At 62.3% G+C, this 12,747-nt stretch carries 10 protein-coding genes; all 10 read right to left on the reverse strand.

Annotated features, from left to right (window positions below; all coding sequences use genetic code 11):
• Nucleotides 1-26: 26 nt before the first annotated feature.
• The 10 genes from WDB88_RS11310 to WDB88_RS11355 all read right to left on the reverse strand — a co-directional run bounded on the left by WDB88_RS11310 (nt 27) and on the right by WDB88_RS11355 (nt 12,693).
• Entirely contained in the window at nt 27-1,136 is a 1,110-nt protein-coding gene (locus tag WDB88_RS11310) for an ABC transporter ATP-binding protein (protein ID WP_339107777.1), read from the reverse strand.
• A 351-nt stretch (nt 1,137-1,487) separates the two neighbouring features.
• The gene (locus WDB88_RS11315; RefSeq protein WP_339107778.1) at nt 1,488-1,895 is read right to left on the reverse strand and encodes an SgcJ/EcaC family oxidoreductase; all 408 of its coding nucleotides are present in this window, start codon (nt 1,893-1,895) and stop codon (nt 1,488-1,490) included.
• Nucleotides 1,892-3,292 carry an FAD-linked oxidase C-terminal domain-containing protein gene (locus WDB88_RS11320; protein ID WP_339107779.1) on the reverse strand — a complete coding sequence of 467 codons (1,401 nt, stop codon included), beginning with the start codon at nt 3,290-3,292 and terminating at the stop codon, nt 1,892-1,894. The genes WDB88_RS11315 and WDB88_RS11320 overlap by 4 nt, the downstream gene beginning before the upstream one ends.
• Nucleotides 3,293-3,406: 114 nt before the next feature.
• Nucleotides 3,407-5,059 carry a DNA repair protein RecN gene (gene recN / locus WDB88_RS11325; protein WP_339107780.1) on the reverse strand — a complete coding sequence of 551 codons (1,653 nt, stop codon included), beginning with the start codon at nt 5,057-5,059 and terminating at the stop codon, nt 3,407-3,409.
• A gap of 36 nt (nt 5,060-5,095) precedes the next feature.
• Complete coding sequence (locus tag WDB88_RS11330; RefSeq protein ID WP_339107781.1) at nt 5,096-5,950, reverse strand: outer membrane protein assembly factor BamD; 855 nt, start codon at nt 5,948-5,950, stop codon at nt 5,096-5,098.
• A gap of 261 nt (nt 5,951-6,211) precedes the next feature.
• Nucleotides 6,212-7,132: a UDP-3-O-acyl-N-acetylglucosamine deacetylase gene (gene lpxC, locus WDB88_RS11335; protein WP_339107782.1), complete on the reverse strand. Its 921-nt coding sequence runs from the start codon at nt 7,130-7,132 to the stop codon at nt 6,212-6,214.
• A 281-nt stretch (nt 7,133-7,413) separates the two neighbouring features.
• On the reverse strand, nt 7,414-9,198 hold the full coding sequence (gene ftsZ, locus WDB88_RS11340; protein ID WP_339107783.1) for a cell division protein FtsZ: 1,785 nt from the start codon (nt 9,196-9,198) through the stop codon (nt 7,414-7,416).
• 258 nt (nt 9,199-9,456) lie between these two features.
• Complete coding sequence (gene ftsA, locus WDB88_RS11345) at nt 9,457-10,791, reverse strand: cell division protein FtsA (RefSeq protein WP_339107784.1); 1,335 nt, start codon at nt 10,789-10,791, stop codon at nt 9,457-9,459.
• Between the two features lie 25 nt (nt 10,792-10,816).
• Complete coding sequence (locus WDB88_RS11350; RefSeq protein WP_339107785.1) at nt 10,817-11,782, reverse strand: cell division protein FtsQ/DivIB; 966 nt, start codon at nt 11,780-11,782, stop codon at nt 10,817-10,819.
• Complete coding sequence (locus WDB88_RS11355) at nt 11,770-12,693, reverse strand: D-alanine--D-alanine ligase (RefSeq protein ID WP_339107786.1); 924 nt, start codon at nt 12,691-12,693, stop codon at nt 11,770-11,772. Before WDB88_RS11355 ends, WDB88_RS11350 begins: the two co-directional genes overlap by 13 nt.
• Nucleotides 12,694-12,747: the final 54 nt, after the last annotated feature.

Here is a 12,747-nt window from a genome sequence, read left to right on the forward strand (position 1 = left end):
TGCGCCGCCCGCGGTTAAGAATTCGATCACAGAGGGTCGAGTGCCCGTGCATCATCAGGGTGCCAGCCGATTTTGATCTTCTGGCCTTTCGGAAGCATCGAGGCGCCCAATGTATTACGGGTCTTCATCACGAAATCTTCCGTGCCCGCGACGCGCAGGACGGTGCGGTAGATATCGCCCATATAGACGACATCAAGGACTTCGGCCTCGATCAGGTGCCAGTCGGGCGCCATACGAGCGGGGTCGAATTCGATACGTTCGGGGCGGATCGATACCAGCGTGTCCTGCCCCTCATGGCGGATATTGACCGCCGTCGCCGCGATCAGCTCGCCATTCTGCAGCCGGATGGTGCACAGCCCCGCCGCCTTGTCGAGGGTTTCGACCTTGCCCGGCAGACGGTTGTTTTCGCCGATGAACTGCGCCACGAAGCTGTTTTTGGGGCGTTCATACAGCTCGTCGGGCGGCGCGAGCTGCTGGATGCGGCCATCATTGAACACCGCCACGCGGTCCGACATGGTCAGCGCCTCGCCCTGATCATGGGTCACATAGACGACGGTGATGCCAAGGTTCTCGTGCAGCGCCTTGATCTCGAACTGCATATGCTCGCGCAGCTGCTTGTCGAGCGCGCCGAGCGGTTCGTCCATCAAGACCAGCTCGGGATCGAAGACCAGCGCCCGCGCCAGCGCGATCCGCTGGCATTGACCGCCCGACATCTGGCCCGGACGACGGTTGGCAAACGCCCCCATCTGCACCATATCCAGCGCGCGCTTGATCTTGGCCTCGCGTTCGGCCTTGCCCATTTTGCGCACTTCCAGCGGGAAGGCCAGATTTTCGGCCACCGTCATATGCGGGAAAAGCGCATAATTCTGGAACACCATGCCAATTCCGCGCTTGTGCGGCGGCACGTTGTTGATATTAGTTCCCCCAAGACGAATCTCGCCATTGGTCGCGGTCTCGAAGCCTGCAAGCATCATCAGGCAGGTCGTCTTGCCCGAGCCTGACGGCCCGAGCATCGTCAGAAACTCGCCTTTTCCGATGGACAGGTTGAGGTCTTTTACGACCAGATTCTCACCGTCGTAGCTTTTTTGCACGCGGTCGAAAACGACGAATCCGCCGTTGTCACTGTTCATAGCCAAATCGGGCTCCCCGTCGGATTTATCTCGGTTTATTGTTTTTACATTCCCGTGAGCCAACCTAACCAAGGCTCTGCCTTTATTTCAACCCTTCGCTTGGAAAGAAGGCAAAATCCGGTGAACGGCCGGTCAATGCGGAAAGTGTCTGGTCAAAATACGGCCATTTTGATGCGTGAAGCGACCATTTTGGCACCTATTCATCGCCCATCGAAAGTGCAGTTTAAAAACGTCTATAATATTAAGCGGAAAATCTGTCGGATCATTTCGCCCCAGACGCGCATTGCCACGGCGTCTTACAAGCCGGATCCATCGCGCGAGATCAGGGGGATTCGGAGGCCCCGCAGGGCCCCCGCCTTAGCTTTCAACCACGAACTGGCCCGAAACAATCAACCAGCCGGTGCCCGCGCGTGTCATGACCGAAATGAACACCGCCCCGACCCGTCCGGCATCCGAGCCATCGGCATTGATGATGCCCGACAGCACGAAACGTTGCTGCACAATCACCACATCGCGCCCCACAGGCCGGAAACGCACCTTGCCGGTGACCAGCCTCGCGCGGGAGAACGCCCCTGCCAGCTCGCCCGCCAGCAATTCGGCAATCTGTGCGCGCCCGTCGGCGGATTCCCCCGTCAGCCCGAGGAAATCGGCATCGTCGGTAAAGAAAGACGCCATAAGCCGCGCGTCCTTCGAGCTCCACGCGCGGGTGAACGCGCGCGGCAAATCTTCGGGGCTCGGAAACGGAACCTCGATGGAAGAGATCATTCAGCAGCCTCCCTGACGGCCTTGGTCTGGTCCGGCACCATCTTGCCGGGATTAAGAATATTCAACGGGTCGAGCGCCTGTTTGATCGCGCCCATGACCTGCCATGCCGCACCATGTTCGGCCTCCATATAGGCCAGCTTGCCCATGCCGATACCATGTTCGCCGGTCACCGTCCCGCCCATCGACAGCGCGCGCTCGGACATTTTGGCGGCGACCTCTTTGGCGCGTTTGAATTCATCCTTGTCGTTGCGATCCAGCATCAGAACCGAGTGGAAATTCCCATCGCCCACATGGCCAAGGATCGGGCCGACCAGCCCCGCCGCATCAATGTCGCGGCGGGTGTCCTCGACCGCTTCGGCCAGACGCGAGATCGGCACCACGATATCGGTCACCAGCCCCATACAGCCCGGACGATAGGCGATACAGGCCGGATAGGCGCCATGACGCATCCGCCACAGCCGCGTGCGGTCCTCGGTGGTGGTCGCCCAGTCGAAATTGGCGCCGCCCATCTCGGAGACCACCTCGCCAAAGCGTTCGGATTGCTCGGCCACCATCGCCTCGGACCCGTGGAACTCGATCATCAGATGCGGTTTTTCCGGCAGGTCGGTGCCGTTCATCTTGTTGAAGATCTGCGCGGTCATCGCATCGACAAACTCGATCCGCGCCATGCGGATGCCCATCTGGATCACCATCTGCACGGTTTCCACCGCCGCATGCAGGGTATCGAAAGCACAGACCGCCGAAGAGACTGCCTCGGGCTGGCCATGCAGTTTCAGCGTGAGTTCCGTGATAATCCCCAGCGTGCCTTCCGAGCCCAGCATCAGCGCGGTCAGGTCATAGCCTGCCGAAGACTTCCGCGCGCGCGAGCCGGTGCGGATGATGGTGCCATCGGCCAGCACGACCTCCAGCCCCATCACGTTATCCTTCATCGTACCGTAACCCACCGTGGTGGTGCCAGACGCCCGCGTCGAGGCCATGCCCCCCAAGGACGCATTCGCCCCCGGATCGACAGGGAAGAACAGCCCCGTGGCGCGCAGTTCGGTGTTGAGCACCTCGCGCGTCATGCCGGGCTGGACGCGGACCTGCATGTCGTCCTGATAGAGCTCGACCAGCTTATCCATCCGGCTCATATCCAGACAGAGCCCGCCATGAATTGCCAGCGCGTGCCCTTCCAGCGAAGTGCCCGTGCCCCAAGCCACCACCGGCATCTTATGGGCGGTGCAGATCTTCATGATCTGCGACACCTCTTCGGTCGTGGCGGGATAGGCCACCGCATCGGGCGGCGCGGGGGCGAACCAGGTTTCATTCTGGCCATGCAGGTCGCGATCGGCCTGCGTCAGGCTCAACCGGTCCCCCAGCAGGGATTTCAGGGCGTCGAGGGCTGCATCATATGCCATAATCTGTCTCCGGATCTTTGCCCACGGTTCTAGGCCCGGAACCGGCAAGAGAAAAGCCCCACGGACCAGATTCCGCATGCAGAGCGGCTGTGCAAACCGGCCTTTCGGCGGGGATCAGCCCGCCCCCAGAAGCTCGGCTGCGGCGGCACGGGCGGCATCTGTCACCTCGGCACCGGCGATCATACGGGCGATCTCGTCGCGGCGTTCGGTCTCATCCAGCGGCACGACCTCGGACAGCGTCATCCCACCTTCCACCCGTTTCTGCACGCGGAAATGCTGTGCACCCCTTGCGGCCACCTGCGGCGAATGGGTCACCACCAGCACCTGTGCCTCTTCGGCCACCCGCGCCAGACGACGGCCCACCGCATCGGCGGTGGCCCCCCCCACCCCGCGGTCGATCTCGTCAAAGATCAGCACCAGCGCATCGGCGCCCTTCGACAGCACCACCTTCAGCGCCAGCAAAAACCGCGAAAGCTCGCCACCCGAGGCGATCTTGTTCAGCGGCCCCGCAGGCGCGCCGGGGTTGGTGGCCACGGTGAAGGCCACATTATCCGAGCCTTCCACTGAGGGTTCGCCCGCCGACACGCGGGTCTCGAACACCGCGCGTTCCATCTTCAGCGGTGCCAGCTCCGCCGCCATCGCCTGATCCAAACGGGTGGCCGCCTTGCGCCGCGCCAGACCCAGCCTGTCGGCCACCTCGCGATAGGCCAGATCGGCCTTGGTCACGGCCGATTCGAGATCGCGGATCCGGCCCTCGCCTGCATCCAGCGCCTCAAGCCGCGCGCGCAGTCCGGTGGCGAAATCACCCAGATCATCGGGTTGCACCCCATGTTTGCGGGCCAAAGCACGAATGGCAAAAAGACGCTCCTCGGTGGCTTCCAGCGCGTAAGGGTCGAAGCTGAGCGCATCCAGCGCCTCTTCCACGCATTGCGTGGCATCGCCCAATTCGATCAGCGCGCGTTCCAGCACGCTGAGAGGTTGATCGAGCCGCCCCTCGGCACGGTCAGCGGCGCCCTGAAGCCAGCGGTCGGCCTCGCGCATCAGCCCTTCGGCCCCTTCCGGCCCCAAGGCCTGCAAGGCGCGCGCCACATCCGAGCGGATCTTCTCGGCCTGCTGCATCACGCGGCGCTCGGTATCAAGGGGCGCTTCCTCGCCCGGCTGAGGGTCCAGCTTGTCCAGCTCGGCCACCGAATGACGCAGGAATTCTTCCTCGGCCTGCACCTCGGCCAATGCGGCCTGCGCCGCCGACAGGGCCTTGCGCGCCGCAGAACGATCTTTCCACGCCGCCGCAACCTGCGCCAGAAGCGGGGCGTTTTCGGCGAAGGCATCCAGCATCGCGCGGTGGCCTTTTTCATTCAGCAAACCGCCATCATCCTGCTGCCCATGCAGCTCCACCAGCGACGCCGAGATCCGGCGTAGCACCTCGCCCGTCACACGGCGGTCGTTGACATAGGCGGTCTTGCGGCCATCGGCGCGGTTCACACGGCGCAGGATCAGCGCGTCATCTTCGGGCAGATCGGCCTCGCGCAGGATGTCGCGCACCGGATGGCCCTCGGGCAGGTCGAACTCGGCGGTGACTTCGCCCTGTTCGGCCCCCTTGCGCACCAGTTCGGCACGCCCCCGCCAGCCCAGCACAAAGCCCAGACAGTCCAGCAGGATCGACTTCCCCGCCCCTGTCTCGCCCGTCAAAACATTGAGCCCCGCACCGAAGTCCAACTCGGTGCGTTCCACGATGAGGATATCGCGAATCTCAAGGCTGCGCAGCATGGGTGGTCCCGCTATAAGGCCAGTCGGGGCGCGGGCTTACAGCCACTGCCCCTTGATAACCTGGCGGTAAATCGTTGAAAGCCAGCTATCGCCCTTGTTTTCCGGTTCAAGCCCTTTGGCACGCAAAAGCTTGTAGGCGTCTTCGTAGAAGGGCGAAGACTGGAAGTTATGGCCAAGGATCGCCGCCGCCGTCTGGGCCTCGTCGGTCAGACCAAGAGCCAGATAGGCCTCGACCAGACGTTCCAGCGCCTCGGGCGTGTGGGTCGTGGTCTGGAACTGCTCGACCACGACACGGAAGCGGTTGATGGCCGCCGTGTAATTGCCGTGCTTGAGGTAATAGCGACCGATCTCCATTTCCTTGCCCGCCAGATGGTCGAAGGCAAGGTCGAATTTCAGCATTGCCGAGCGCGCATAATCGCTGTCGGGATATTGCTCGATCACTTCGCGCAGCGCCTGCAGCGCCTGATAGGTCAGGCCCTGATCGCGACCGACCTCATCGATCTGGTCGTAATAGCTCAGCGCCAGAAGATATTTCGCATAGGGCGCATCTTCCGACCCCGGATAGGTGTCAAGATAACGCTGCGCGGTCGAGCGCGCCTCTTCGTAATTCTTCGCGCGGTGCTGGGCATAGGCCTGCATGATCACAGAGCGCTGCGCCCATTCCGAATAGGGATAAAGACGCTCGACCTCTTGGAAGTAATGCAGCGCATCCGTCGGACGGCGCGGGTTCCCCACTTCCAGCTCGTATTCGCCGCGCTCGTAGATCTGCTGCGCGGTGAAGTTATCCAGAGGCACATCCTTGGGGCTGTCGCCTTTGCCCGAACAGGCAGCGAGGGTCGCCACCAGCAAGAGACACCCGACCCTTGTAGCCGCTGATTTGCCGTGCATCATGCCCTGCCCTATCCCATTCTTGCCCTGCCCCGATGGGCGGGATCTCTTCCTGATCTGCCCGAGGGCAGTAACGTTCAACACCGCTTAACACAGAACAATCGGCTGCGCAAAACGCCTTTCACTGCACCTTCCTAGCGTCAACGCATTGAGAAGCCAAGCATCACTGTGACAAATGAAAAAGCCTCCATGCACACAAGCGCATGAAGGCTTCACAATCGCAAGAGCGCCATGCCGCAAAGCGGCGCGAACCCACCGGATCCGTTACTGGGCGGCGAAAAGATGCGGCATACAGACGCCCGCGCCGGGGGTGGCGTCTGCCGCTTCGGAATCAAGCACGACCCACTCATAGGCGCCAGGCGTGGCGAAGACCGCGCGCAGCAGCTTGTTGGTCATCGCATGCCCCGAGCGGTTGCCCACATAGCGCCCGAGAATCGGCCCGCCTGCCAGCAGAAGGTCGCCAAGCGCGTCCAGCATCTTATGGCGCACCGCCTCGTCCTTGTGGCGCAGGCCACCGGGGCTAAGCACCTTGTCGCCATCGATCACGACCGCATTGTCATAGGTGCCGCCAAGGGCCAGACCGTTCTTCTGCATCATCTCCACATCGGCACGGCGGCAGAAGGTGCGGCTATCCATCAACTCGCGCACGAAAGCGCCGTTGGACATGCCCAGACGTTTGTGCTGATGACCGATCGCCTTGTCGGTGAAATCAATCGAGAAATCGATCTCGAGCGTGCGGTTGGGTTCCAGTCGCGCCCATGCCTCGCCCTCCGTCACCTCGACGGGGCGCAGGATACGCAAGGCGCGCAACTGGCCGCCCACTTCCACCAGACCGGCAGCGCGGATGCCTTTGACGAAGGGGGCCGAGGATCCGTCAAGGATCGGCACTTCCGGCCCGTCGATTTCGATCAGCGCATTATGCACGCCGCAACCGGCCAGAGCGGCCATGATATGTTCGATCGTCGAGACGGTGATCCCGTCTTCGTTTTCGATCAGGGTGCAAAGGCGGGCATTGGTCACATTATCCCAACGGGCCGCGATCAGACCGTTACGTTCCGTCACATCCACGCGGTTGAACACGATGCCATGATCGGCGGGCGCAGGCAAAAGACGCATGCGCACGGGCTGGCCTTTGTGGAGGCCGACACCATCGAAGCTCACGGGTTTTGCAAGGCTGGTCTGCACGATCAATTCCTTTCGATTCTTAGCGACGAACGGTTGAAAGTTGTCCCTCGTTCCATCGCAACATCAGTTAAGAAAAACCTGCGACTTTCTCAACTCACTCTTTGCAACAGAATGAAACATTAACCACACGCCGTAGCGGAACCCCGCCAAGCACCCTACAACCCCCTGAATAAAAAAGAAAATAGGCCGGGAAAACCCGGCCTATTTTATGCATTTTGTGATCGAAATTTTTCAGCAAGATCGGCGCGATCGGCGTTTCTCACCGAGACATTTCAAACCGATCAGTTTGCCTGACGGCGCAGGAAGGCCGGAATCTCGATGCGATCCTGATCATTGGTCTGCTCGTCATCATAGTCTTCCGCGCGGGCCTGCGGCTGCTGCGGTGCGGGCGCCTGAGCACGCGGCTGCTGACGGGCCGGTTGCTGCGCGGGCTGCTGCGCATCATGTGCGTGGCCGGTCATGCGGTTGATCAGCGAGTTGATCCCGAAACGCGGCTTCTCGGCCTGCGGCTGCGGCGCGCGCTCTGCGGCCATGCCCTGACGCGGTTGCTGCGGAGCCACACCCTGTGCCGGCTGACGGTTCACAGCGGCCTGCAGACGGGCAAGCGCCTCAGGCGAGGGCTGACCGGGCTGACGCGGACGCGGGGCCACATATTCGGCGGCCTCTTCGGCAGCTTCGTTATAATGCGGCTGACGCGACTGGTAGGTCGGGGCCTGCTGCGGCTCTTCCTGCGGCGCGGCATATTGGGCGCGCGGCTGCTGCTGGCGATATTGCGGCTGGGCAGCGGGTGCCTCGTATTGCGGCTGGGCTGCGGCCTGACGCGGCTGCTCGTAATGACGCTCGGCCTGTTGCGGGGCCGACTGGCGCATCTCCGCCTGTGCCGGACGGTATTCCTGTGCGGCACGGTGCTGCGGGGCCTGATAGCCGCGCGATTGCTGAACGGGCTGGGCCGAGGTCACGGCAACTTGCGGCTGACGCGGGGCCGGAGCCGGTTCCTGCACATGCGGAGCAGCGGCGCGGGCTTCTTCGGCCGCTTCCTGCGGATTGCGCAGCGGCTCTGCCAGAGTGCGACGCGGCACCGGAACTTCTGCCGGAGCGGCCAGAGCGTCGATACCGGTTGCCACAACCGACACGCGCATCATGCCATCCATATCGGGGTCGAGGGTCGAACCAACGATGATATTCGCATCCGGATCAACTTCCTCGCGGATACGGTTGGCCGCTTCGTCCAGTTCGAACAGGGTCAGGTCGTAACCGCCGGTGATGTTGATCAGCACACCCTTCGCGCCTTTCAGCGAGATCTCGTCCAAGAGCGGGTTGGCAATCGCCTTCTCTGCCGCCTGGATCGCACGATCCTCGCCCGAGGCCTCGCCGGTGCCCATCATTGCCTTGCCCATCTCGTCCATCACGGCGCGAACATCCGCGAAGTCGAGGTTGATCAGGCCCGGACGGACCATGAGGTCGGTCACACCCTTCACGCCCTGATAGAGCACATCATCGGCCATCTCGAAGGCTTCGGTGAAGGTGGTCTTTTCGTTGGCAAGGCGGAACAGGTTCTGGTTGGGGATGATGATCAGCGTATCCACAACCTTTTGCAGCGCTTCCAGACCTTCTTCGGCCTGACGCATGCGCTTGGTGCCTTCGAACTGGAAGGGCTTGGTCACGACGCCAACGGTCAGTACGCCCAGCTCACGCGCGGCCTGCGCGATGATCGGTGCCGCACCGGTGCCGGTGCCGCCGCCCATACCGGCGGTGATGAAGCACATATGCGCGCCTGCAAGGTGGTCGACGATCTCTTCGATCGTCTCCTCGGCCGCAGCCGCACCTACAGACGGGCGCGCGCCCGCGCCCAGACCTTCGGTCGCCTTGATCCCCATCTGGATGCGCGCCTGGCTCTTGGATTGCTGGAGCGCCTGCGCGTCGGTATTGGCAACAACGAACTCCACGCCTTCCAGCGCCTGTTCGATCATGTTATTGACGGCGTTGCCCCCAGCGCCACCAACGCCGAAGACGGTAATCCGCGGCTTCAGATCCTGTTGATCGGTCATCATGAGGTTCAAGGTCATAGAGGTCCGCCTGTTTTTTTGGTGATTGGCCCTGTCCCGGCCGTTTGAAAAATTACCCTTATTTTACCAGAAAACGACGCGTCGTCACGCGAAAAACACGGTTAAGACACAAAATCTGGGCAGATCGAAGCGCGACTCAGCGGTATTTCGCGCAGTTCTCCGGATATGGTAGAATGGCAAAAAACACCCCGGAAGACCTAGCTTTCGCGGCAGATACAGTTACGTCAACATTAAGATTGGCGCGCAAGCCTCTGGGCTTTACCAGTTATCCTTGAACCAGCGGAACGCCCTGCGGAAGCTGCGCCCGCCCAGCCGGTCGACGGGGATCTCGAAATCCCACCACTCGTCCTGCGGGTTGGTCGCATGCAGCGCCAGACCGACAATGGCGCTAAAACCGGCAGATGTCGCCTGCTGCGGCAACCCCTGCACGCGAAGCGGCCGCCCCAAGCGCACGTTATGGCCGAGGATTCGCGCCGCCATACCGTCAATACCGGGCAACTGGCTGGTGCCGCCCGTCAGCACGATCTGCTGGCTGGGCATATGCGAGAAGCCCGCCACATCCAGCCGCGCCTTGATCTCCTCGAAGATCTCCTCGACGCGGGGCCGGATGATGCCGATCAGCTCGGCGCGGGTGGCGGTGCGGCTGTCCTTTTCCCAATCGCCGGAATTGGCGGAAAGCTCGATCAGCTCGCGGTCATCCATCGAGGTCGCATGGACCCCGCCATGAATTGTCTTCAGCCGCTCGGCCAACTGGCCCGAAACCTGAAGCCCCGCCGAAATATCGGAGGTGATATGATCACCACCCATGCGCACAGCATCGGAGTAGATCATGTGTTTTTTCATAAAGATAGACAGGCCCGACGCGCCACCGCCCAAATCGATGCAGGCGGCCCCCAGTTCCTGTTCATCCTCGACAAGGCTGGCCACGCCCGACACATAGGCAGAGCTTGCCACACCGGCCAGCTCCAGATCGCAGCGCCGGATCGCATTCACAAGGTTCTGCAGCGCGAACCCGTCCACCGTCAGCAGGTGCATATCGGTTGCCAGCTTGCGCCCCGCATGACCACGCGGGTCCGACAGGCCCGACCGGTGATCAAGCGCGAAATTGACGGGCTGGGCATGCAGCACCTCGCGCCCTGCCCCGAAATCAGGCACATCACAGGCGGCCAGCACGCGGCCCACATCCTGCCCCGTGACCTGATCTCCGGCAATATCGATCTGGCCGGTCAGCCCGTAGCTGCGCGGTTCGCCGCCCGCAAAGCAGGCAATCACATGATCCACACGGATTGCGGCCTTCTTCTGCGCGGCCTGCACCACGGTGCGGATCGCCCGCTCGGTCTGCGCCATCGTGTCGATCTCGCCAAAGCGGACCCCGCGCGATTGTGTGGTGGCCGCACCGATCACCTTGAAGCCCGCCTGCCCCGCCAGAGGCCCGCCGCCCTCCATCTCTGCCAGACCGCTCGGCCCTTCGATTTTCAGCACCAAGCACACAATCTTCGATGTGCCTATATCCAGAAGCGCAACAACACCGCGCTGCATCGCGGCCTTGCGCATATTGCGCATCGCTCTCTGGGCTTGGTAAAAATCGGGCATAGGATGCAATCTCGGTAGCTATGGCTCAGTAATTATGGGCGATGGCGCGATAACTTTCCATCGCATGGGGTGTCAGCCGGATCGTGGGGCGATCCTTGTCACGCAAATCGATCCGCGTAAAATCACGGGCAAGCACATCTTCGGCGGTATTCATCGCCAGAAGCCGCTCGACCGCCTGTACCGGCGTATCCTGCGGCAGCATCACGCGGCGATCTCCCTCCAGAACAATGTCCCAACGCCGCTGGCCCACACGGATCAGACCGCGCGCTTTGGGCAGAAGCGGCCCCATTGCCTTCAGGATCGCCAACGCCTCGGGCACCGCCTGATTGGCACCGACACCGGCAATCAACGGCAGATCGGAGCGCGCGGCACGGTCGATCAGCGTCGCAACGCGATGCCCGCCGTGGTCCAGCATCTCCAGCCCCGTCGCCGTGCGCCACAAAATCACCGGCGTGCGTTCGGTCACCACCACATCCAGCACCCCGCCGGATTTGATGCTGATCGAGGCATCCGCCACCGCATCCAGCCGCATGATCGTCTCGCGATACTGGTCCAGATCGATATTGAAGGAAGAGACCGGCAAACCGGTCGGCAGCATCGTATAGACCGCCCGCTCGACCTCGGGGCTTGCCCCCTCGACCTTGAGTTCATTGACCATGAATTCGGGACGGTTCTGGATCGAGGCCTTGATATCCTCGTAGGTCTGCAGCATATCCGCGCGCCGACCGGAATCCCCGAAATAGATCCCCAGCCCCAGCACCACGGCGAAAGTCGGCACCCCGATACGGGTCAGCGACCGCACGATGGGCGTCAGCCAGAGCCGGTTCAGCCGGAAGGCCAGACGCGAGGGGGCAGGGTCCTTGCGGCGCGACGAGCGGCGCACGTAAAGCTGGCCCTGCTGGCTGCGCGAGGCACCGCCAACCGCGCGTGTGCCCGACCATTTGCCCGCATCCGCCTTGGACGGATCCTGCGACGCCCCTACCTTCCGCATGAGGCATCCTCCACCATCCAGCGGCACAGCGCAGGAAAGTCGATCCCCGCCTGCATCGCCTGTTCCGGCACCAGCGATGTCGGCGTCATACCGGGCTGGTTATTGGTTTCCAGCAGGAACAACCCCGCCAATCCGCGCGTGTCATCCCAACGGAAATCGGTGCGCGAAACACCGCGGCAGCCAAGCGCCTTATGCGCCCGCAGCGCAAAATCCTGACAGGCCGTCGCGATCTCTTCGGGAATATCGGCGGGGCAGACATGACGCGAGCCACCTGCCGAATATTTGGCCTGATAGTCATACCAGCCGGTGGTCACGATCTCGGTCACGCAAAAGGCGCGGTCTTCCATCACGGCACAGGTCAGTTCGCGCCCCGGCACATAGGTTTCCACCATGACGCTTTCGGGCATGTCATCGGAAAGCTGCGGCGGGCTATTGGCCGCCTCCTGCACGATATAGACGCCGACGGAGGAGCCTTCATTATTGGGTTTGACCACATAAGGCGGCGGCAGGACATGGCGCTGGCGCACCTCGTCGCGCGCGGCAATCACGCTGTCGACCACCGGCAGACCGGCCTGTGCATAGACCTGCTTCGAGCGATCCTTGTCCATCGCGATGGCCGAGGCAAGCACCCCCGAATGCGTATAGGGAAGACGCAGCCATTCCAGCAGCCCCTGCACACAACCATCCTCGCCCCAGCGGCCATGCAGCGCGTTGAAGACGACATCCGGTTCGATTTCGGTGAGACGCTGCGCCAGATCGGGGCCAGCATCGACCTCAATCACCTCATATCCCGCAGCCCGCAAGGCGATGGCGCATTCGCGCCCAGAAGAAAGAGACACATCCCGCTCTGCGGACGCGCCACCCATCAATACCGCCACAAGCTGGGTCGTCCTGCTCGACTTACCCGCCATACTTTGCCTCGTCGGGGTTTTCCCCGTTTTGCGCTTTTGGTTAAGCCCATCGGT

The sequence above is a fragment of the Thioclava sp. GXIMD4216 genome (assembly GCF_037949285.1).
Taxonomy (GTDB): domain Bacteria; phylum Pseudomonadota; class Alphaproteobacteria; order Rhodobacterales; family Rhodobacteraceae; genus Thioclava; species Thioclava litoralis.

Excerpts from the sequence above, each read along its gene's own strand:
- WDB88_RS11315 (WP_339107778.1), bottom strand. The coding sequence starts at position 1,895 with ATGATCTCTTCCATCGAGGTTCCGTTTCCGAGCCCCGAAGATTTGCCG.
- WDB88_RS11320 (WP_339107779.1), bottom strand. The coding sequence starts at position 3,292 with ATGGCATATGATGCAGCCCTCGACGCCCTGAAATCCCTGCTGGGGGAC.
- recN (WP_339107780.1), bottom strand. The coding sequence starts at position 5,059 with ATGCTGCGCAGCCTTGAGATTCGCGATATCCTCATCGTGGAACGCACC.
- WDB88_RS11330 (WP_339107781.1), bottom strand. The coding sequence starts at position 5,950 with ATGATGCACGGCAAATCAGCGGCTACAAGGGTCGGGTGTCTCTTGCTG.
- ftsZ (WP_339107783.1), bottom strand. The coding sequence starts at position 9,198 with ATGACCTTGAACCTCATGATGACCGATCAACAGGATCTGAAGCCGCGG.
- ftsA (WP_339107784.1), bottom strand. The coding sequence starts at position 10,791 with ATGCCCGATTTTTACCAAGCCCAGAGAGCGATGCGCAATATGCGCAAG.
- WDB88_RS11350 (WP_339107785.1), bottom strand. The coding sequence starts at position 11,782 with ATGCGGAAGGTAGGGGCGTCGCAGGATCCGTCCAAGGCGGATGCGGGC.
- WDB88_RS11355 (WP_339107786.1), bottom strand. The coding sequence starts at position 12,693 with ATGGCGGGTAAGTCGAGCAGGACGACCCAGCTTGTGGCGGTATTGATG.